Genomic DNA, 20,351 nt, shown 5'->3' with positions numbered 1-20,351 from the left:
AAAAAGAGTAGATTTGTAACATAAAAGCAGATTAAGTTATGACCACATCAGAAAAAGTCATCAAGAACAAACTGGGACTGCTTGAGCTGTCCCAACAGTTGGGAAACGTGTCACGAGCCTGCAAGATTATGGGATACAGCCGTGACAGTTTTTATCGTTTCAAGGAACTGTACGAGCAGGGCGGAGAACTGGCCCTGCAGGAGATTTCCCGTAAAAAGCCGGTGATAAAGAACCGCGTGGAGGAGCGCATAGAGCAGGCTGTAGTGCAGATGGCCATAGCCAACCCGGCTTTGGGACAAGTACGCGTATCCAACGAGCTGCGCAAGAAAGGCATACTCGTATCTCCCGGAGGAGTGCGCTCCATCTGGCTCAGGCATGACATGGAGACCTTCCAGAAACGCCTGAAGGCACTTTCGACCAAGGTGGAGCAGGAAGGCATCGTGCTTGACGAGAACCAGGTGGCCGCGCTGGAAAAAGCCAAGGCGGAGAAACAGGCACACGGGGAAATAGAGACTTATTATCCAGGCTTCCTTGTGGCGCAGGACACCTATTATGTAGGGTATATCAAAGGCGTGGGGCACATTTACCAGCAGACGGTCATCGACACCTATTCCAAAATCGGATTCGCCAAACTTTACGACAGGAAGAACGCGCTCGTGGCGGCGGACATGCTCAATGACAGGGTGGTTCCGTTCTTCGAGCAGCATGACCTGAAACTGATGAGGATGCTCACGGACAGGGGAACCGAATACTGCGGAAACAGGGAAACACATGAATACGAACTGTATCTGGCCATCGAGGACATAGACCATTCCAAGATCAAGGCCAAGAGCCCGCAGACAAACGGCATCTGTGAACGCTTCAACAGGACTGTCCAGAACGAATTCTACGCCATCGCTTTCAGGAAGAAGATATACACCTCGATAGAACAACTGCAGGCAGACCTTGACACTTGGATGAACTCCTATAACACGCAAAGGACGCACTCCGGGAAATACTGTTTCGGGAAAACACCCATGCAGACTTTCCTCGAAGGAATGGAGGTGGCAAGGAGATATCAATTGCAGGATGCAGGGAAAATACAACCTGATGAGCAGGTTATTGGCTCACCAGGTTGTGAGAGTGAGAATAGTTGCGTATCTTCGCAGATGGCATCGGACACTTTTTTTGCCCGATAGTATAGAAAATGTCAGAACAAGTCTTGACTATTACAGATCAATTCAACATTTGTAGCTGTTGTATTCGCCGGTATATTCATAATAAGTGTTATCGCAAATATAAATCGAGTTGTAAACAAAAAATAGTTACTATGAAGAAGATTTTACTTTTATTGATTTCAACATCGGTATTCTGCACCTCTTTTTCGCAGAATGTTACTTCTTTCATCGAAATCTGGGCTATACCTAAATCTTTTTCCCAAAAGGTTCAGGTGTCGGTTAACTATGGGCAAGAATATGGTTCGCTTTTCAAGAATAATAATGATTTAAGGTTAGTGGATAGCAATGGTAACCCTATTGTTTTTAACAACCAAATCGACGCCCTGAATTATTTTGGATATAGAGGATGGAAACTCGAAGCTGCGTGGCAAACAGTATCAGCAAAAGGCTCCGGAGCATATGTATTTATAATGTCAAAGAGTGCTCCAGTTGAAAAATTTACTACACGCTCTGATTATAAATCGGAACGTTCGGAGGCAGACAGTCTCACCAATTACAAAGAATACGACATAGACAAGGCAATAGCAATATCGAAAGATAAAGGAATAGCGCTGGTAGGGTACACAAAAGACACCGGGGTAAGAGTATATTATGATTATATAGACAATACGTATCTTATTGAAGGACATTTTGTAAGGAGATACGGAGAAGATTGCCTGCAAAAACTAATCTCAGCTTCGGAGGCCATATCTCAAGCCGAATGATCACCTTCATAATTGTAAATAAACGGCGGCCCACAGCTACCGTTGCAATGGTTGTGTCACTCCACGGCAAGCAGTATCGCAAGAGCATCGGGGTAAGCCTCCCGCCGAAGTATTGGAGCTCTGTGAAACACCGCGCGAAGGTGACGGCCAATTTTGACGGTAAGCCGATAAACGAAGCCATTGAGCATTGGGAGAATATAGGGCGACAAGCCGTCATGAAGTTCGAATCTGAACAAAGAGTTCCATCTCCGGAAGAGTTTGCAAAGGTAATATCGGAGCTGAAGAATGACGATAGGGATGAAGTTGGAAGCGAAAACACCGCTTACTTCTGTGATTATATCGAGACGGTATACATCCCCCGATACGCTCTGGTAAGAGACAAGCACACGGTCATAAAATACGAGCAGGCATTGCGAAAACTTCGGGAATTTGAGAAATATACCCGGAGTAGGCTCCGCATTACAGATATTAATATCGACTTTTACAACCGATTCCAGCATTGGTTTTACGAAAAGGGATATTCCCGGAACTACTTCGGAAACGTTATAAATATCGTCAAACAGACTTACAGAGAATCGCGTGATAACGACGGCCTCCACGATGGGCACGGTACGGATCACCGGGATTTTATAGCGCCCAAGGATCCTGTGGACAACGTTTATCTCGACATGGACGAGCTGAAGCTGATTCATGATCTCGACATCGAGAAGGCCGTATTGTCTGATACCGCCTCGAAAAAGGCCAAAGAAGGGGATAATATACCCCGGAGGATAGCCGCATTAGAGCGAGCAAGAGGATTATTCCTGATCGGCTGCTACACGGGACTCCGAGTGTCAGACTTCTCGCGGCTGAGGGATGCGCATATCGGCACGTTTATTACAATCAAAACGCATAAAACTGGAACATCGGTTGTTATCCCTATCCACCCCGTTGTCCGGGAGATTATCGACAGCGGATTCGACCTGTCCGACACCATTACAGATCAGAAGTTAAACGGACACATCAAGGAATTGTGCCGGATGGCCGGTATTACGAAAGACGTGCTCATAAATAGAAACGTTGGAGGACGAAACGTAGAAGTCGTAATGCCCAAATATAAATTGGTGTCATCACATACGGCTCGGCGTTCATTTGCGACGAACGCTTACAAATCTGGGGTCCCAACTATCGCCATCATGAAGATAACTGGGCACACCAAAGAGAGCACGTTTTTGAAATACATAAAGGTATCCGCCCAGGAGAATGCCGATATGTTGAGCAGACATCCATTTTTTGCCGGCATCGACAAATAGTGAAACGGTTAGTGAAACAGAAAATGGTATCTACTTAATATTTAAGAAGATACCATTTTAATTCGTGGAGGTGGCGGGAGTCGAACCCGCGTCCAAACAGGGAACCCGAAAGCTTTCTACACGCTTAGCCGCCGTTTGGTCCTTCTCCTCGCACCTGGCAGGCGGCAACCCAGTGCAAGGCCCAGTCCCTTGATTTTCGCACACCGGCCGGGACTTCCGGCGCGCTATCCCCCAATGAATGATACCCCGTATGGAGAGCCGTTAAGGAGCGGAACCGCCCTCCGGGATACTCGTCGCCAAAGCTCCTGGGCTCCGGCGATTAAGCCAATTTTCCTTGAAAATTAGGCAGCGAGTGCGTAGCTGTTATTGCCATTTATAGTTCGAGCGTCGGGATTTACGAGCCGCCACACAGCGCTCGGCGTGCTTACCATCAAACTCTGCCTGCTGTCAAAACCGGGCACCCCCGGATTCTGCGGCGAAGTCGACCGTAGACCCCGCAAAGATAATACATTTTTTTCGTTTTTTCCCGCCACGCTCCCCTTTCCGGATATTTTTCCTATATTTGTTTTCCGAAAACCGCGACAACCATGGACAGCAAATACGTCGTAAGACTCCGCAACGTAGCCATCTACCACGCCGACGACCCCTTCGGGAGCATCTCCGAAAAAAAACTCCTCCGACAGGGCGAAATGGTCCTCTCGGACGTAAACCTCGCCGTCCGGCCCGGCGAGTTCGTCTACCTGATCGGGCGCGTCGGCAGCGGAAAAAGCTCCCTGCTGAAGACCCTCTATGCCGAAATGCAGCTCCTGACCGGTGAAGGTGAAGTCGCCGGGTTCGACCTGCGGAGGCTCCGCCGCCGCGACATCCCCCACCTGCGCCGCCGCATAGGAATCGTATTCCAGGACTACCAGCTCCTCACCGACCGAAACGTCTTCATGAACCTCTACTACGTGATGAAGGCTACCGGCTGGAAGCATGAGCACGAGATCCGCGAACGCATCGACAAGGTCCTCGGGCTGGTCGAACTCGGATCCAAAAGCTACAAGATGCCCTTCGAACTCTCCGGAGGCGAGCAGCAGCGGCTGGTGATCGCCCGGGCGCTGCTCAACGATCCACAGGTGCTGCTGGCCGACGAACCCACCGGAAACCTCGACCCCGTGACGGCCGACGGAATCATGAAGCTCTTCCGGCGGATCGCCGAGAACGGCTGCGCCGTCGTCATGTCCACACACAACACGGCGCTGATCGAGAACTACCCCGCCCGCGCCATCCTCTTCGCCCAGGGAAAGATCCGCGAAGTCGATCTCACGGCCGAACTCGCCTGATTTTTTTTCGATCCCCGGCGGCGTTCCGCTCTATTGGATTATCCGAAACTTTTTCGTACATTTGTACGATATTTCAAAACGACGAAATGAGCACCGAACAAGAAAACGTTAAGAAACAGGAAGAAGCATATTCCGCGTCGAACATCCAGGTCCTCGAAGGCCTCGAAGCCGTGCGGAAACGCCCTGCCATGTACATCGGCGACATCGGCGAAAAGGGCCTCCACCACCTCGTCTACGAGGTCGTCGACAACTCCATCGACGAGGCCCTCGCCGGGTACTGCACCGACATCGACGTCACGATCAACGAGGACAACTCCATCACCGTCAAGGACAACGGCCGCGGTATCCCCACCGACTTCCACGAGAAGGAGGGTAAATCGGCCCTCGAGGTCGTTCTGACCGTCCTCCACGCCGGAGGCAAGTTCGACAAGGGAAGCTACAAGGTCTCCGGAGGCCTCCACGGCGTCGGCGTATCGTGCGTCAACGCCCTCTCGACACTCCTCATCGCCGAAATCCACCGCGACGGCAAGATCTTCCGACAGTCCTACTCCAAAGGCAAGCCCACGTCGCAGGTCGAGATCGTCGGAGAGTGCTCCGACCGCGGTACGATCGTCACCTTCAAGCCCGACGCCGAAATCTTCACCCATACCACCGAGTACAAGTACGACATCCTCGCCAACCGGCTGCGCGAACTGGCCTTCCTGAACAAGGGAATCCGGCTCAACCTCTATGACCGCCGCCCCGACGACGAAGGCAAGCTGCGTGAAGACCACTTCTATTCGGAAGAGGGGCTGAAGGAGTTCGTCAAGTACCTCGACGCCACACGCGGCACGCCGATCATCGAGCAGATCATCTACCTCGATACCGAAAAGAACGGGGTCCCCGTCGAGGTCGCCATGCAGTACAATGACTCCTTCTCGGAGAACGTCCATTCGTACGTCAACAACATCAATACCATCGAGGGCGGTACGCACCTCACGGGATTCCGCCGCGCCCTGACCCGCACGCTCAAGAAATACGCCGAGGATTCGGGAATGCTCGCCAAGTTGAAGTTCGACATCAACGGCGACGACTTCCGCGAAGGTCTGACGGCCGTCGTCTCGGTGAAGGTCGCAGAGCCCCAGTTCGAAGGCCAGACCAAGACCAAACTCGGGAACGACGAGGTCGCCGCAGCCGTCGACCAGGCCATGGCCGCAGCCCTGGGCAACTACCTCGAAGAGAACCCCAAGGATGCCCGCGCCATCGTGCAGAAGGTCATCCTTGCCGCTACGGCCCGCCACGCCGCCCGCCATGCCCGCGAACTCGTTCAGCGCAAGACCGTCCTCTCCGGATCGGGACTGCCCGGAAAACTCGCCGACTGCACGAGCCGCGACCGTTCCGTAGCCGAGATCTTCTTCGTCGAGGGTGACTCCGCAGGCGGTACCGCCAAGTCGGGCCGCGACCGCAACTTCCAGGCTATCATGCCGCTGCGAGGCAAGATCCTGAACATCGAGAAGGCCCAGGAGCACAAGATGTGGGAGAACGAGGAGATCAAGAACATGTTCCTCGCCCTGGGTGTCAAGATCGGTACCGAGGAGGACTCCAAAGCACTGAATCTCGAAGGATTGCGTTACGACAAGATCATCATCATGACCGATGCCGATGTCGACGGAAGCCACATTGCCACGCTGATGCTGACCTTCTTCTTCCGCAAGATGAAGGAGCTCATCGAGAACGGCCACGTCTACATCGCCACCCCGCCCCTCTACCTCGTCAAGAAGGGCAAGCAGGAGCGTTACTGCTGGACCGAGAAGGAGCGCGACGAAATTACCGCCGAGTTCGGCAAGGGTGCCCACGTACAGCGCTACAAAGGTCTCGGTGAGATGAACGCCCACCAGTTGTGGGAGACGACGATGAATCCCGACACGCGCATTCTGCGCCAGGTGAACATCGAAAATGCCGCCGAAGCCGACCGCATCTTCTCGATGCTCATGGGTGACGACGTGCCGCCCCGCCGCGAGTTCATCGAACGAAACGCCCATTACGCCAATATCGACGCTTAATTTACGGAAAAGGACTGCCCTACAACGGAGGGCGGTCCTTTTTTGGACCATCAGACTACCCTAAAACGATCGACACGAGATGAAAGTTACGGTTATCGGAGTTGCCGGAGGTACCGGATCGGGAAAATCGACCCTCGTCAAACGACTGCAGGAGGCATTCGAGGGGGATGACGTCGCTACGCTCTGCCACGACTACTACTACAAGGCGCATCCCGAACTCACCTACGAGGAGCGCACCAAACTCAATTACGACCATCCCCAGGCCTTCGATACCGACATGCTCGTCGAGCACATCAAGGCCCTGAAGAACAACGTTCCGATCGAACATCCCGTCTACTCGTTCGTCGACCACGACCGGATGCCGGAGACCGTCGGCGTGAAGCCCTCGAAGGTGATCATCGTCGACGGAATCCTCATCTTCGAGAACAAGGAGCTGCGCGACCTGATGGATATCAAGGTCTATGTCGATACGGATGCCGACATCCGGCTCGCACGGCGGATCCTGCGCGACGTCTGCGAACGCGGCCGCACGATGCAGTCCGTCATCACGCAGTACACCTCCACGGTGAAGCCCATGCACGACGAATTCGTCGAGCCCTCGAAGAAGTATGCCGACGTCATCATCCCCGAGGGAGGTTTCAACTCCGTAGCCGTGGCCATGCTTATTCAGAGCATCCGATCCCTGATCGAGCGCGGGTAAGGTACGGAAAAAACGGCCGCCAAAAGCAAAAGCCCCAACCATTCCCAGGTTTGGGGCTTTTCAGTATGCGTATCCAACGGTTTATAATCCCGTGATCTTCTTGATCTCGTTCAGCTTGTTCAGCGCCTCCAGCGGCGTCAGTGCATTGATGTCGATCCCCTTGATCTGGTCCCGGATCTGGACCAGCACCGGGTCGTCCAACTGGAACATCGACAGCTGCATGTTCTGCGGGATGCCGCTTTCGGCCGCCTCCTTCACCGCCTGTGCCGCCGACTTCCTGCCCCGGTCCTTCAGGCTCCGGCTCGGGACGATCTCGTTGTTGCCGTAGACCAGCTCCAGGTTGCGCAGGATCTCGTCCGCACGCGCCACCACCGACGCCGGCATGCCCGCCATCCGCGCTACGTGGATACCGAACGAGTGCTCCGTACCGCCCCGCTCCAGCTTGCGCAGAAAGACGATCTGGTTGCCCATCTCCTTCACCGAAACGTGGTAGTTCTTCACCCGCGGGCACATCTGCTCCATCTCGTTCAGCTCGTGATAGTGCGTCGCAAAGAGCGTCTTGGCACGGGCCGTCGGATGGTTGTGCAGGTACTCGACCATCGCCCACGCGATCGAGATACCGTCGTAGGTGCTCGTCCCGCGGCCGATCTCGTCCAGCAGCACGATACTCCGGTCCGAGATGTTGTTCAGGATGCTCGCCGACTCCAGCATCTCCACCATGAAGGTCGATTCGCCCTGCGAAATATTGTCCGAGGCCCCCACGCGCGTGAAAATCTTGTCCACAACCCCGATATGGGCCGATTTCGCCGGAACGAACGACCCCATCTGCGCCATCAGGATGATCAGGGCCGTCTGGCGCAGCAGCGCCGACTTACCCGACATGTTCGGTCCGGTGATCATCATGATCTGCTGCTTCTGGTCGTCGAGCATCACGTCGTTCGGGATGTACTCCTCGCCCACGGGCATCAGCGTCTCGATCACCGGGTGGCGGCCCTGCCTGATCTCGATACGCTTGCCGTCATCGAGAACCGGGCGCACGTAGCGCCGCTCGACGGCCAGCTGCGCAAACGACTGCAGGCAGTCGATCCGCGCCACGGCCGCCGCGTCGCGCAGCATCGGGGTCAGCGACCCGCAGATGAAGGCCAGGATCTCGGCATAGATCCGCTGCTCCAGCACGAGCATCTTCTCCTCCGCCCCGAGGATCTTCTCCTCGTACTCCTTCAGCTCCTCGGTGATATAGCGTTCGGCATTCGCCAGCGTCTGCTTGCGGATCCACGTCTCCGGGACCTTGTCCTTGTGCGTGTTGCGCACCTCGATGTAGTAGCCGAAGACGTTGTTGTAGCTGATTTTCAGTGACGGAATGCCCGTCTCTTCGCTCTCCCGCTGCTGGATCCGCGCCAGGTAGTCCTTGCCGTGCAGCGCGATGCGCCGCAGGTCGTCCAACTCGGGGTCCACGCCGTCGGCGATGACGCCGCCCTTCTGGATCTGGTTGTTCTGCGGGTCCGGGTAGATCTCGCGCGCAATCCGGTCGCGGATCTCCGACAGGATGTCGATCTGCGCCGCCAGGGCGTGAAGACGCTCGTCGTCCGTAGACTCCAGCGCCGCCTTCAGCGTCCCGATCGCCGTAAGCGAGTTCTTCAGCTGGACCAACTCCCGCGGCGCAACCCGCTGGGCCGCAATCCGTCCCGCAATCCGCTCCAGGTCCCCGACCAGCGCGACCTGCTCCCGGACCGTATCCGCCAGGTCGGCATCCTTCGTGAAGCGCTCCACGACGTCCAGCCGCTCGTTGATCTTCATCGGGTCCTTGATCGGCATGGCGATCCACCGTTTCAGCAGGCGTCCGCCCATCGGCGTCAGCGTGCGGTCGATGACATCCGCAAAGCTGCACTTCTCCCGGGCGCCGTTCGACGAGAAAAGCTCCAGGTTCCGGATCGTGAACTTGTCCACCCAGACGTAGTCGTTCTGGTCGATGCGCGAGATCGAGGCGATATGGCCCGTTTCGCGGTGCTCGGTGAACTCCAGGTAGTAGAGGATCGCCCCCGCGGCCGAAATGCCGCTCGTGAAGTGGTCGATGCCGAAGCCCTTGAGCGACTTCGTGCCGAACTGCTTGCAGAGCTTTTCGCGGTTGACCTCCTCGGAAAAGACCCATTCGTCGAGCCGGTAGGTGTAGAGCCGCGACCCGAAGGCCTGCGTGAAATGATCCTCATAGCCCCGCTGATAAACAACCTCTTTCGGCTGGAGATTCGAGATCAGCTTGTCCACGTAGCCGTCCGTACCCTCGGCGACGTAGAACTCGCCCGTCGAGATGTCCAGGAAGGCGACGCCCGTCGTCTGGCGCCCGAAGTATACCGACGCGATGTAGTTGTTCTCCTTGTTGGCCAGGATGTTGTCCCCGAGGACGATGCCCGGTGTCACCAGTTCGATGACGCCCCGCTTGACCAATCCCTTGACCAGTTTCGGGTCCTCCAACTGCTCGCAGATCGCAACCCGCTCGCCCGCCCGAACCAGCTTCGGAAGGTAGGTGTCGATGGCATGGTAGGGGAATCCGGCCAGTTCGACGTAGGAGGCGGCGCCGTTCGCACGGCGTGTGAGCGTGATGCCCAGGATGCCGCTCGCCTTGATGGCGTCGTCGCCGAACGTCTCGTAGAAGTCCCCCACGCGGAAAAGCAGAATGGCGTCGGGATGCACCGCCTTGATCGCGTAATACTGCTTCATCAGGGGTGTCTCGACGTATTTTTTCTCGTTTTTCTTTTCGGTTTTTTGATTTGAGGCCAAAGTGGAAAAGGTATAATTTTGACACACAAAGATAGGGCTTTTTCGGATACCGTGCAAAGCCCCGGTTCGAATTTTTTTCGACCTTTTTCCAACTTTTTCCCCTCCCGGGGCGGCCAGGGTCGGAGCAGAGAATCCCCTCCGCGACGATCAAGCAGGGGCCCCTTTCAACCCTGCGGGGTTTTCGGAGATCCCTGGACTGAAAAGCCCCGCAGCGGCTCAGAAAATTCCCGCGGCGGAGAAGGCCCGCCGGTAAAACTCCGCCTTCCACTCCACCGGGCGCGGGAAGGCCCGCGACGTGGAGGGCATCCGCCAAACCTGCAACTCCCGGCCCGCATACGCGGCCCGGGTCCACTCGCCCACGGCCGGAAGTTCGCATCCGAGGATCCGGCTCAGTGTCTCGGCCGATTTCCCGCCCGTGGCGACAAGCACCCGGCACGCCGGGATTTGCGCCAGAAGGGCTTCGAGATCGACCTCGCGCACCACTTGAAGTGACGCATCCGAAGCGTTGTTCTTCAGTCTGATTACCTCTTCCGACGTATCGTAAAGAGCGATTCCCCGCTCACGGCAGAACGCTTCGATGCGCAACCGGTCGAATGCCTTGCGGTCCGCCGTCAGGAAGTGCTCCCGGTCCCCGAAAAAAAGCAACCCGGCGACCCGCCACATGTCATTCTGCAGGTTCGGGTAGAAAAACTCCATCGACCAGCGTTTCCGCTGCGGCGGGAAGCTCCCCAGCAGCAGAATCCGGGCCCCCGACGGTAAAAACGGTTGCAAAGGGTGTCGTTCGCTATTCATAAAATGCCTTGTCGAAATTGACCAGATACAATTTGTCCGTGGCCCGCGTCAGCGCCGTATAGAGCCACCGCAGCAGGTCCCGCGTCATCGGCTCGTCCCCGAACAGGCAACGGTCCACAAAAACCGCTCGCCACTGTCCGCCCTGCGCCTTGTGGCACGTCACGGCGTAGGAAAACTTGATTTGAAGGGCGTTGAAATGCGGATTCTCACGGATTTCACGGAACCGTTTCAGCTTGCTCCGGATCTCCGTGTAGTCCTTCTCCACCTCGTAGAAAAGCCGCGTCGACTCCTCCCGCGTCAGCGACGGGGATTCCGACGCAAGCGTATCCAGCAGGATCTTGCAGTCGAGTTCCGCATCGTCGTAGTCCGGAAACGAAAGAACCGCATTCGCAAACCGGAATCCGTAGAACTCCTCGAAACGACCCAGACGCTTGAGCCGTGCTATGTCCCCGTTGGCAATGAAGTTCATCGGGCAATCCTGCGTATGCTCCGGAAAATAGTAGTTGTTCTTCACCACCATCAGCATGTCGTTGCTCTCGATCTCCTCCTCGGCATACAGGACATTCCGGCGGATCCCTTCGTTATAACGGTTCGCACGGCGGTTCGAGCGCGTGATGACGATCGTTTCGTCACGCCCGTAGCGGGCGTAGCAATCCTCCAGCCGCTCCAGGAACTCCCCGCCGTCGATCGCCTCGATGTCCGGAAAGTCCAGTTCGAAATGCGGAATCTCGTAAAGCCCGTTTTCAACCATACACCGAACCAGTGTCGCATTGAAGAGGATGCCCGATTCGGACTCCTGGCGAACCACCTCGTCCATCGTCCCGTAGACCACCTCGCCGTAGGCCGACAGCGCCGCAGGGTCCAGCGCCGGACTGAAATCGCTCCCGACCGGCGGCAGCTGCGCACTGTCCCCCACCAGAATCAGACGGCACCCGCGTCCCGAACGCACATACGCCACCAGGTCCGAAAGCAGCGACCCGCTGCCGAAAACCGCCCCCTCCGAACTCCGGTCCGAAAGCATCGATGCCTCGTCCACAATGAACACGGCTCCCCGCTCGGGATTCAGATTCAGGGAGAATTTCGACTCGTAATCCGCGTTCGTCCGCTGACGGTAGATCCGTTTGTGGATCGTCAGCGCCTTCTCCCCCGCGTACCGCGCCAGAACCTTCGCCGCACGGCCCGTCGGCGCCAGCAATACGGACTTGATCCCCAAATCCTTGAGCGCCCCGACCAGGGCCCCCACAAGCGTCGTCTTGCCCGTACCCGCATAGCCGTTCAAGACGAAAATCTTCGAAAAATCCCCGTCAGAAAGGTATTCAGACAATTTTTCTATGATTTTTTTTTGTCCGGGAGTTGTTTCGAAACAAATTTTACCGTAAATTTGGGTCGCAATACGTGTACTGAACATGTGGCGCTGATTTACCGTGCAAAATTAACAACAAATATTTTATAAAATGAAAAAACTCTTTCAAATCATTCTTGCTGTAGCTATCATCGTACTGGTTTATGTCATCTACGACCAGATCTCAACCCCGATCCGGTTCGAACAGGAAACCAAGGAGAAAAAAGCGCTGGTCATCGAACGCCTGCAGGACATCCGTACCGCTGAGCGCGCCTTCAAAACCAAATATCAGCGCTTTACCGCCAGCTTCGATACCCTGGAGGCCTTCGTCCTGACCGATACCCTCGAACTCGAACGAAAGATCGTCGACGAAGATGACTCCGTCGCTATGGCCATGCTGAAGAAATCGGGCCGCAAGAATGTCGAAAAGTTCAAAATCGCAGTCATCGATACCATCTTCGCCCCCAAGAAACTCACCCGTGAGGATGTCCAGGCATTCCGATACATCCCCGGAACCGACAACAAGGCACAGTTCATCCTGGAGGCAGGTATCATCACCACCGAATCCAAAGTCGTAATCCCCGTCGTAGAGTGCCGCGCCCCCTACAAGATGTTCCTCGATACGATCGCTTACCGCCAGGAGGTCATCAACCTCATCGACGACGAGGAGAACAACTTCAACCGTTATGCCGGACTCAAGTTCGGCTCCATGGATGCCGGTAACAATGAAGCAGGTAACTGGGAGTAATTCCGCATCCTCATCCTTCGGAGTGTCCATTCAGCAGTCGTTGGATGGACACTCTTTTTCACGCCCCGAGCCTGCCCGGTGGCCCGCGGCCGAAGGCGCTGAAACACTGGAGGTGGAGCTCATCCTCCCCCGCACCGTGCTCGTCCCGGAGCACCTCTTCGACCCCCAGGCCGCCCGCGAACTCCTCACCGCTAACGGGACCCCGGCCCATGACAATGAACAAGTCGTCTGCTGCGGACCCCGAAACGGTGTTGTGGCCCTGGTCGCCGTGGACGGAACGCTCCTCGAACAACTCGAAACGCGATATTCCGGACGGCTGAGTTTCTCCACGCCGCTGCTCCACCAGCCCGAAAAACGCGAAAAAACAGTCTGGATCACCCGCCGGGAAAACCTGCTCTACACGAAAATATACCGTGACGGCGTGCTGCAGTTCGCCGAGGTGATCCCGGCCCCCAGCCCCGAGGAAACAACCTACTTCATCGAACGGCTCGCGCAAAGCTTCCCGCTCGCGGAATACGACCTGAGACTCGCCGGACACGAGGACCGGGATCTCCGCAAATGGTTCGGGAAAAAATTCAAAACCGTGACATGCGAATAATCAGCGGAAAATACAAGGGTCGGGCGATCAATCCCCCGCGGAATCTCAAGGCAAGGCCTACGACCGATTTCGCCAAGGAGAATCTTTTCAACGTGTTGAACAACCTCGTCGATTTCGAGGAGTGCGACGTCCTGGACCTCTTCGCCGGAACCGGGTCGATCAGCTACGAATTCGCCTCGCGAGGTGCCCGGAGCGTCACCTCCGTGGAGATCAATCCCGTGCATTACGACTTTATCCGGCAGACGGCCCGGAATTTGGGAATCGAAAGCCTCCACCCCGTCAAGGCCAACGTCTTTCTCTATCTGAAGAGTTGCGCCAAGCAGTTCGATATCATCTTTTCGGACGCTCCCTACGATCTCGAAGGTAGCGAATCGGTCATTCGGGAGGTGCTGGACCGCAATCTGCTGCGGCAGGACGGAATGCTGATTTTCGAACATTCCAGAAAAATGGATTTTGAGGATTATCCGGAGTTCTGGCAATTAAGAAGTTACGGAAGCGTACAATTTTCTTTCTTCAAAAAGGCCTGAAACGCTTGCCGATTCAAAAAAATACACTACCTTTGCATTCGCAATACCGAAAAGGGGTGCGTTAGTTCAGCTGGTTAGAATACGTGCCTGTCACGCACGGGGTCAGGGGTTCGAGTCCCCTACGCACCGCAATAAACATTGAAAATCAATGTTTTGCAAATTAAACACCCGATTTTACACCCAAGAATGTAAGGTCGGGTGTTTTCTATTATGAAGCAAAAACAAAGGGCTAAACTTACCTTGAAGTTTGCCCCTCATTTCATTTATTGCGACTATTGCTATTTTTCTCCACGTATAAACATGCTTTGATAGTTAATAACTAACCGTTTGAATGATAACACGAAATCCGCTCCTAATGAGCCAGAAAATAACTGACTACCGGATTCCGTATTTTTAATGACTTCTGTATTATATAATGTAACTGTGGAACCTGCCACCTCAAAACGAAATTCAGGTAATACGACTGCTTTTGTTTGAGATATACCACCAAAGCCTCCACGGGAGGTTGTCTGTTCCGTGAGCCCCTCAATTGCATCGGGAAATGTTTCTGCAAATTTATTCCCCAAATCAGATTTTACATTGCCTGTATCAAAAATCAAATCAAAAGGATGTCCATCATAACTAATCCTTACTTGAGGTGTATTTGATGACAGATACATATTCGGTTCTCCATCAGATATTTTCTGTGGAAATACAAATTCGCCCGCTTCATTGTCTATGATTATTTCCCTTGCATCTCTGATAAAATGATAACCCAGTACTCCGTCAAATGCAAACACTGGGTCCACTTCATTGTCAGGAGGTGCAACCATAAAAACAGGATTATGATATACCAGTTCTCCGATTCTCAATGAATCTGCCATAGCAAGCTTTACAAAGCCTATTTCCATACCCGATACAGGAATTGAATCCGCCAAAACCTTTAAACCAACTTCTTCCGCATACTTTTCTGAAACGAAATTTCCAAATGAACAGCCCGTATCGAAAATATAGTTTTTCGTTATGCCATTTACTTCCACAGGAATATAAATATGTTTGCCTCTTCCTACGGTTTCCACAATTAACGGTACAGTAATGTCCCGGTCAGGGCGTTCAAGATAAGGCTTAGGTACATTGGCAAGTGCTTTGCCGACTTTCTCTATAAACACAAAACTATAAAGAGCTTCAAACGGTACAGATTTTTTAAGCGTATTAACCAAACCTTCTCCAACTTTTCCAGCTTGCTCATACATTCCCAAATTCAAGAAATTCATGCCTTGCAAGGCTGCCATTCCTATTGATGTCTCTGCACCAAGCTCGGCCTGATGAAACTGCAACAGACTATCCAATGCAACACCTGCTCTTTCCAGTTGATTGAAACCTACACCGAGTTGCGCTTCAGACACAAGATTCAACATTTCTATGCTGACAGAATCCCTTAATATCGGATATTGCTCCTTAATTTGAAATAAATCACCATGGTTCAGGATTTCACCCATTTTCACATCCGCCGGTGTTTGTGAATAGACAGAAGTATAACCTAACAGAATAACTATTAGGAGAACGGACATTCTTTTTATAATTCCCATAACTGAAATGTAAATGATAAATTAAACACGGGTGCAAAGATAGCATAAGATAGGAAAAAAGGAGTAACCAAAATGCTATTCGCTTACTCCTTCCTGCTAAATTTGAGCGATTTAACAATTACAACCCGTTGGCGGAATTAAGTCAGCGCATACTTGACTCTTCCAATGGGCTTGTTGTTTTTGTAGTTAATGTATTGTAGGATTGTAAGTGCGCTGATTTTCCCGATAATCCGGGCGAACAACCCATCCGTGTCTTTCGCATAATTGCGTATGAGCATAAACTGGTCACATAGCTGTGAGAACAAGGTTTCTATCCTTTTCCTGGCTTTGGCAAATGGATGGAAGACAGGTTTCCAGTCCCTTTGGTTTCTCCGGTAAGGCACTTCCAAACGAATATGGGCCGTCTCAAAAAGGTCCAGTTGCACATCGGCACTGATATAGCCCCTGTCTCCAATCACAGTGCAGTTGGAATAATCGACCTTGACATCCTTCAGGTAATTGATGTCATGCACGCCCGCCTTCGTCAGGTCGAAAGAGTGTATGACCCCGCTCAACCCGCAGACGGCGTGCAGCTTATACCCATAGTAGTATGTACCTTGTGAGGCACAATATCCGTAGGACGGGGCTTTCCGGTAGTCATTCCCGCCCATCGTACAACGCTTGGCGCGTGCTATCCGACATACCTCTACCGGCTTGGAGTCAATGCAGAAATAATCTTCGCCGCCATCCATCTCATTGGCGATTCTCTCCCGGATGAGCCTGCAGAGCTGTGCCGTAAACTTGCGCCTGTCGTTGTATTGCCTCCGGGATATAAGGTTCGGCATTTTGTCCCCGTATTCCTTCAATCTGGAAAACAACAGGGACTCGCTGTCTATTCCGACCGCTTCGGATGCCATGCTCAGAGCGACCACCTCAAGGTCGGAAAACTTGGGGACAACACCCGGACGGGGCACATTCTCTTGTTCATTGACTAAATTTCCTGCTTTTTGTTTGCAGATGTCCAGAAATTTTGCGAATATTGCGTATAAGTTGTGCATACGGTATATGTAAATCAGATGTTTAGACACCTCTAATTTACTAAACACCAATAATATGCGCAACTTTTTCTTCATAAAAGTTTTATGCCTTTAATTCCGCCAACGGGTAATTACAATTTAAATCCTCTACTTTTTTGGGGTTCTTCTGTTGATATTCGTAAGCCTTGCCGTAACTTATCAAACTGCTCTTTGAACCATTCGCCAATCGGCTGTCTGTTTATGGTCAGTACCAGTTTGCTGTCATTTGTCGGATTCTTTTCCACCTTGAAAATATCGTTCTTGATGTCAAACTTCCGCCTGTGTTCTTCGGAATAAATCCTGCCGTTGCACCTGATAGCCTCTTTCTTGGTCAGGAGGCTCTCTATCATTTCTTTGGTAAAGCCGATGGCAGCGCACAACTTTTCCATTCTCAACATCTCCCTGAGCATCGGAAACCACTTGAGAGCCTTTTCAAGCAGGGTATTCAACCGTGATATTTCCTTGTCTTTGGCTTCAAGTTCCTGGTTGTGTATTCCTTGCAGGTTGCGTATCTGCTTGCCGTGCTGTTCCTGCATACGTTGCATTTGGGCTTTCAAGTCATCAATGTCCTTGTCCCGTTTGGCAATTTCCTGACACAATTCTTCATTGGATTGCTCCAGTTTCTTCATTTTTCCGCTGCCGAAAAGAGAACCCACTCCGCTTGCTATGACAGTGGCAGCATCGGTAGCCGCGCTTTTGAGCTTGTCCGTGCGTATCTCCGATACGACGCTCCTGAATCTTCGACATTTCTACGGTATTCGATAAGTACTATTTGCAACTATCGGTCGAAAATCCGAAACCGCGTACTTTGCGTTCGCAGCGAATTTGAGGATCAGGTGCGTAACATTGCCATCACCCAATAAGAGATGGGCGGATATGTGAAGACACCTGATCGGTGGGCCATGTTTTGCTGCCACATATCCTGCTGATAATCTTCATGGTGCGGACAAGCATCCACCCCACCCTACACACCGCCAGGGAGGGGGGGGGTGACGAAGAAGTCTGCCGATATGAATGAGGCGCCGACATAGAGTTGAGCCAAATGAAGCAAAAGCCTTGTAAACTGTTTGTTTACAAGGCTTTTTGTTCTTGGAGTGTCTGTCGGATGGATGATCTGCAAGGATCAGCGTTGTATGCCTCCCGATGACCCCCAGATCGCTATTGCCATTCCTTCGAATGGCATCACGGCCTCGAAACAACAGCAAACATCCGGCAAGAAACTTTCTCAAACTTCTGAAAGAGGTGTCGGGATGCCCGGGCCCGGGGATCAGTCGGAACTCGGGGCGATCAGCAGGTCGTCGGGCCGGACTTTCGGCACGTAGTGCACGCCCTCACGCCGGTAATAGGCATGGCTCTTCTCGGCGGCGATCTCCACGAGTTCGATCCGTTCGGCCCCCTTCCCGACGGCCAGGATCAGCAGCGGATCGTAAGGCAGGCGAAGCACCTCGCGGACCCGCGTCCGGTCGAACGCCCCGATGCAGATGCCGTTCAGCCCGATCTCGGCAGCCCGCAGCAACATGCTCTGGGCTGAGATCCCGAGGTCGATATCCACATAGCGGTCCTCGGCAACGGTCGCGCAGATGACGATGAAGGCATTGGGTTCGGTACCGGGCAACGGCAGGTGCAGTTCGGGGAGCGCCCCGCCCAGGCGGATAAGCGGCAGCAGCCGCGGAGCCTCGTCGGCAAGCACCAGCCGGAAACGCAAGACCTGCTGGTTGCGCGCCGAAGGGATCCGGGTATTGACCTCGATGAGGCTTCGAAGCTGGTCCTCGCGGACCTCAAAGCGGGGGTCATACCCCCTGTAGCTGCGGTTGCGCAACAGGAGTTTCGTCAGGGTCATCGCCGGGCGGCGGACCGGGGCATCCTTTCGGGCCCGGTACTCCTCCATCTTGCGGCCCAGATAGTTGTCAGCCATTTCTCGGAGATTTTGCGGGTGCCAAATTACGGAAATCCGCCCGAAAAAGCAAATGTCCCGGGCCGCAAAAGGGCTCCGGGGCATTTGCAGAGACCCGGTTCCGGAGCCGTCAGCCGACCGATTCGTACTTGCGGAGAAGCGGAGGTGGCGTGGAGCACGCCGGAGGGAAAAATTACGCCGATTTCCACCGCTGGGCGCTGTGGCTGACCGAACGGGCCCGGGCGTGCAGGTTGCCGGGCTGCCGGGCCCTGTACAACGGGAGTCCGGGCGGCGGGCTCTTCACCGACGAGATTATCGTGCGTTGACCGTCCCCTGTTCCGAACATCCGTATCCCAGTTCACGGACCGCGGAGAGGACACTTTCGGTCTCGAACTTCCCCTCGACACGGGCGATACCCGCCGCGAGGTCGACCTCCACGGCCGTCACCCCTTCGACCCGGGACAAGGCTCGTTCGACATGGGCCTTGCAGTGGTTGCACATCATGCCTTCGATTCTGAAACGTTTTTCCATAGGTTTATCGAGTTTGTCGTTTGAGGATTTCCGGAACCGGCGGACAAGCGCCGCAGTGAGCAGCAGCAGAAAGAGCACGCTCGATGCCGCCTTCCACCAGGGGACAGCCGCATCGGTGCAATGCTCCGCACAGGCGGCAAACGCCCGGGGCTGAAACCACCCGGCGGGGAGCAGCGTATCGATTGCCAATCCGAAACCCACGGCTCCGACGATGATGGCGGCGAGATAGAGCCACAGGGTTCTGCGCCCGAGGACCTTCCCGACGACGAGTATGGCGGCGATATTGGTGGCGGGCCCGGCCATCAGCAGCACGAAAGCGGCCCCGGGCGAGAGCCCCTTCAGCATCAGCGCCGCGGCAATGGGCACCGACCCCGTAGCGCAGAGGTACATCGGGATCGAAAGCCCGAGTACGAGCAGCATCTCCAACAGGGGATGTTGTCCCGTGACGGCGAAGAAGTCATCGGGAACGAAGATCGTAATGGCCCCGGCGAGCAGCAGTCCGACAAGGAGCCAGCGGCCGATGTCCTGCATCATCCCGGAGAACCCGTAACGGAATACCTCCCGGCACTTTTCGAGGAACGGCCGTCGGAGACTTTCGGACTCCGCAGCCGTGCTTTCAGCCACCGCTTCGCTCCGGCGCACGACCCGTCCGACCAGCATCCCGCCGAACAACGCCGTCACGAAAGCCGCGACGGGACGGATCAGGGCGAAGGGCAGGCCGAGCAGTGCGGCGGTTGCCAGGATGGAGTCGACACCGGTCTGGGGCGTGGCGATCAGGAACGAAACCGTGGCGGCCCGCGAAGCTCCCTCGCGGCGCATGGCCATGGCCGTGGGGATGACGCCGCAGGAGCAGAGCGGCAGCGGCACGCCGAAGAGTGCGGCACACGCCACGGAACGGAAGTCGTTGCGGGACAGATAGCGGGCATAGAAACGGCCCGGCACGAAGGCGTGCAACACCCCGGCGATCAGAAATCCCAACAACAGATAGGGCGACATTTCGTTGAGCAGCCCGACGAACGGCATGATATACTCCTGCATGACAGATCGGTTTTTCTGCTGCAAAGGTAGCGCGCGGGGAGGGCTTCGGCGTTACAGATTTTTCGGTTTCCGTTACAGGATTTTTCAGGGATGAGGGGCGGGGAAACGGTGCAAACACCCCGGGGCGGGAGGGGTGTGGCGTGCGAACGGCCCGAAACGGGAAAGCCGGACGGCGCAGACGGGAGAGCGGAGGAAGGACAGGG

Annotated in this window: 17 protein-coding genes, 1 tRNA gene, 1 other RNA gene and 1 pseudogene; 11 read left to right on the top strand and 9 right to left on the bottom strand. The window is 54.5% G+C overall.

Features of this window, described 5'->3' with window-relative positions:
* The first annotated feature begins 38 nt into the window (after positions 1-38).
* The 3 genes from ABGT65_RS12055 (at position 39) to ABGT65_RS12045 (ending at position 3,213) form a co-directional block, all read left to right on the top strand.
* Positions 39-1,178, top strand: a complete 1,140-nt coding sequence (locus ABGT65_RS12055; RefSeq protein WP_346699178.1) for an IS481 family transposase — start codon at positions 39-41, stop codon at positions 1,176-1,178.
* 131 nt (positions 1,179-1,309) lie between these two features.
* A complete protein-coding gene (locus ABGT65_RS12050) occupies positions 1,310-1,921 on the top strand; it encodes a hypothetical protein (RefSeq protein WP_346702473.1) in 612 nt (203 codons plus the stop codon).
* A complete protein-coding gene (locus ABGT65_RS12045) occupies positions 1,918-3,213 on the top strand; it encodes a tyrosine-type recombinase/integrase (RefSeq protein ID WP_346702471.1) in 1,296 nt (431 codons plus the stop codon). Before ABGT65_RS12050 ends, ABGT65_RS12045 begins: the two co-directional genes overlap by 4 nt.
* Positions 3,214-3,275: 62 nt before the next feature.
* On the opposite strand, the gene ssrA is transcribed toward ABGT65_RS12045, so the two are convergent.
* Positions 3,276-3,678: a transfer-messenger RNA gene (gene ssrA / locus ABGT65_RS12040) on the bottom strand.
* A gap of 122 nt (positions 3,679-3,800) precedes the next feature.
* Here ssrA and ABGT65_RS12035 point away from each other — a divergent pair.
* The 3 genes from ABGT65_RS12035 (at position 3,801) to udk (ending at position 7,280) form a co-directional block, all read left to right on the top strand.
* Positions 3,801-4,538 (top strand): ATP-binding cassette domain-containing protein, encoded by a 738-nt coding sequence (locus ABGT65_RS12035; protein ID WP_346702470.1) that lies wholly within the window; start codon positions 3,801-3,803, stop codon positions 4,536-4,538.
* A gap of 86 nt (positions 4,539-4,624) precedes the next feature.
* Positions 4,625-6,580 (top strand): DNA topoisomerase (ATP-hydrolyzing) subunit B, encoded by a 1,956-nt coding sequence (gene gyrB / locus ABGT65_RS12030; protein WP_346702468.1) that lies wholly within the window; start codon positions 4,625-4,627, stop codon positions 6,578-6,580.
* A gap of 79 nt (positions 6,581-6,659) precedes the next feature.
* Positions 6,660-7,280: a uridine kinase gene (gene udk / locus ABGT65_RS12025; protein WP_346702467.1), complete on the top strand. Its 621-nt coding sequence runs from the start codon at positions 6,660-6,662 to the stop codon at positions 7,278-7,280.
* 81 nt (positions 7,281-7,361) lie between these two features.
* Here udk and mutS read toward each other — a convergent pair whose 3' ends face one another.
* The 3 genes from mutS to ABGT65_RS12010 form a co-directional block, all read right to left on the bottom strand.
* Positions 7,362-9,995 (bottom strand): DNA mismatch repair protein MutS, encoded by a 2,634-nt coding sequence (mutS, locus tag ABGT65_RS12020; protein ID WP_346702466.1) that lies wholly within the window; start codon positions 9,993-9,995, stop codon positions 7,362-7,364.
* A 276-nt stretch (positions 9,996-10,271) separates the two neighbouring features.
* Positions 10,272-10,847 carry a uracil-DNA glycosylase family protein gene (locus ABGT65_RS12015; protein ID WP_346702465.1) on the bottom strand — a complete coding sequence of 192 codons (576 nt, stop codon included), beginning with the start codon at positions 10,845-10,847 and terminating at the stop codon, positions 10,272-10,274.
* On the bottom strand, positions 10,840-12,255 hold the full coding sequence (locus ABGT65_RS12010; protein WP_346702463.1) for an AAA family ATPase: 1,416 nt from the start codon (positions 12,253-12,255) through the stop codon (positions 10,840-10,842). Before ABGT65_RS12010 ends, ABGT65_RS12015 begins: the two co-directional genes overlap by 8 nt.
* A gap of 46 nt (positions 12,256-12,301) precedes the next feature.
* On the opposite strand from ABGT65_RS12010, the gene ABGT65_RS12005 reads away from it, so the two are divergent.
* From ABGT65_RS12005 to ABGT65_RS11990, 4 genes are all read left to right on the top strand, one after another.
* Entirely contained in the window at positions 12,302-12,937 is a 636-nt protein-coding gene (locus ABGT65_RS12005) for a hypothetical protein (RefSeq protein ID WP_346702461.1), read from the top strand.
* Positions 12,915-13,535, top strand: a complete 621-nt coding sequence (locus ABGT65_RS12000; protein WP_346702459.1) for a hypothetical protein — start codon at positions 12,915-12,917, stop codon at positions 13,533-13,535. The genes ABGT65_RS12005 and ABGT65_RS12000 overlap by 23 nt, the downstream gene beginning before the upstream one ends.
* Complete coding sequence (locus ABGT65_RS11995; RefSeq protein ID WP_346702457.1) at positions 13,526-14,062, top strand: RsmD family RNA methyltransferase; 537 nt, start codon at positions 13,526-13,528, stop codon at positions 14,060-14,062. The genes ABGT65_RS12000 and ABGT65_RS11995 overlap by 10 nt, the downstream gene beginning before the upstream one ends.
* Before the next feature lie 55 nt (positions 14,063-14,117).
* A tRNA-Asp gene (locus tag ABGT65_RS11990) sits at positions 14,118-14,191 on the top strand.
* A 149-nt stretch (positions 14,192-14,340) separates the two neighbouring features.
* Here the strand turns inward: ABGT65_RS11990 and ABGT65_RS11985 are convergent.
* From ABGT65_RS11985 to ABGT65_RS11970, 4 genes and pseudogenes are all read right to left on the bottom strand, one after another.
* Positions 14,341-15,540 carry a retropepsin-like aspartic protease gene (locus ABGT65_RS11985; protein WP_346703093.1) on the bottom strand — a complete coding sequence of 400 codons (1,200 nt, stop codon included), beginning with the start codon at positions 15,538-15,540 and terminating at the stop codon, positions 14,341-14,343.
* Positions 15,541-15,767: 227 nt separating this feature from the next.
* Entirely contained in the window at positions 15,768-16,742 is a 975-nt protein-coding gene (locus ABGT65_RS11980) for an IS982 family transposase (protein ID WP_346702455.1), read from the bottom strand.
* Positions 16,743-16,777: 35 nt separating this feature from the next.
* A pseudogene (locus tag ABGT65_RS11975) lies at positions 16,778-17,407 on the bottom strand (mobilization protein); the annotation flags it as partial.
* A 545-nt stretch (positions 17,408-17,952) separates the two neighbouring features.
* Entirely contained in the window at positions 17,953-18,600 is a 648-nt protein-coding gene (locus ABGT65_RS11970) for a nitroreductase family protein (RefSeq protein WP_346702453.1), read from the bottom strand.
* A 149-nt stretch (positions 18,601-18,749) separates the two neighbouring features.
* On the opposite strand from ABGT65_RS11970, the gene ABGT65_RS11965 reads away from it, so the two are divergent.
* Positions 18,750-18,905 carry a hypothetical protein gene (locus ABGT65_RS11965; RefSeq protein WP_346702452.1) on the top strand — a complete coding sequence of 52 codons (156 nt, stop codon included), beginning with the start codon at positions 18,750-18,752 and terminating at the stop codon, positions 18,903-18,905.
* Here ABGT65_RS11965 and ABGT65_RS11960 read toward each other — a convergent pair.
* Positions 18,892-20,148 carry a permease gene (locus tag ABGT65_RS11960; RefSeq protein WP_346702451.1) on the bottom strand — a complete coding sequence of 419 codons (1,257 nt, stop codon included), beginning with the start codon at positions 20,146-20,148 and terminating at the stop codon, positions 18,892-18,894. The two genes, ABGT65_RS11965 and ABGT65_RS11960, sit on opposite strands and share 14 nt — an antisense overlap.
* Positions 20,149-20,351: the final 203 nt, after the last annotated feature.

This window comes from uncultured Alistipes sp. (assembly GCF_963931675.1).
GTDB lineage: Bacteria > Bacteroidota > Bacteroidia > Bacteroidales > Rikenellaceae > Alistipes.
Note: the sequence above shows the minus strand (reverse complement) of the source record. Positions and strands in the feature narration are given on the sequence as shown.

Excerpts from the sequence above, each read along its gene's own strand:
- ABGT65_RS12055 (WP_346699178.1), top strand. The coding sequence starts at position 39 with ATGACCACATCAGAAAAAGTCATCAAGAACAAACTGGGACTGCTTGAG.
- ABGT65_RS12050 (WP_346702473.1), top strand. The coding sequence starts at position 1,310 with ATGAAGAAGATTTTACTTTTATTGATTTCAACATCGGTATTCTGCACC.
- ABGT65_RS12045 (WP_346702471.1), top strand. The coding sequence starts at position 1,918 with ATGATCACCTTCATAATTGTAAATAAACGGCGGCCCACAGCTACCGTT.
- ABGT65_RS12035 (WP_346702470.1), top strand. The coding sequence starts at position 3,801 with ATGGACAGCAAATACGTCGTAAGACTCCGCAACGTAGCCATCTACCAC.
- gyrB (WP_346702468.1), top strand. The coding sequence starts at position 4,625 with ATGAGCACCGAACAAGAAAACGTTAAGAAACAGGAAGAAGCATATTCC.
- udk (WP_346702467.1), top strand. The coding sequence starts at position 6,660 with ATGAAAGTTACGGTTATCGGAGTTGCCGGAGGTACCGGATCGGGAAAA.
- mutS (WP_346702466.1), bottom strand. The coding sequence starts at position 9,995 with ATGAAGCAGTATTACGCGATCAAGGCGGTGCATCCCGACGCCATTCTG.
- ABGT65_RS12015 (WP_346702465.1), bottom strand. The coding sequence starts at position 10,847 with ATGAATAGCGAACGACACCCTTTGCAACCGTTTTTACCGTCGGGGGCC.
- ABGT65_RS12010 (WP_346702463.1), bottom strand. The coding sequence starts at position 12,255 with ATGTTCAGTACACGTATTGCGACCCAAATTTACGGTAAAATTTGTTTC.
- ABGT65_RS12005 (WP_346702461.1), top strand. The coding sequence starts at position 12,302 with ATGAAAAAACTCTTTCAAATCATTCTTGCTGTAGCTATCATCGTACTG.
- ABGT65_RS12000 (WP_346702459.1), top strand. The coding sequence starts at position 12,915 with ATGAAGCAGGTAACTGGGAGTAATTCCGCATCCTCATCCTTCGGAGTG.
- ABGT65_RS11995 (WP_346702457.1), top strand. The coding sequence starts at position 13,526 with ATGCGAATAATCAGCGGAAAATACAAGGGTCGGGCGATCAATCCCCCG.
- ABGT65_RS11985 (WP_346703093.1), bottom strand. The coding sequence starts at position 15,540 with ATGGGTGAAATCCTGAACCATGGTGATTTATTTCAAATTAAGGAGCAA.
- ABGT65_RS11980 (WP_346702455.1), bottom strand. The coding sequence starts at position 16,742 with ATGAAGAAAAAGTTGCGCATATTATTGGTGTTTAGTAAATTAGAGGTG.
- ABGT65_RS11970 (WP_346702453.1), bottom strand. The coding sequence starts at position 18,600 with ATGGCTGACAACTATCTGGGCCGCAAGATGGAGGAGTACCGGGCCCGA.
- ABGT65_RS11960 (WP_346702451.1), bottom strand. The coding sequence starts at position 20,148 with ATGCAGGAGTATATCATGCCGTTCGTCGGGCTGCTCAACGAAATGTCG.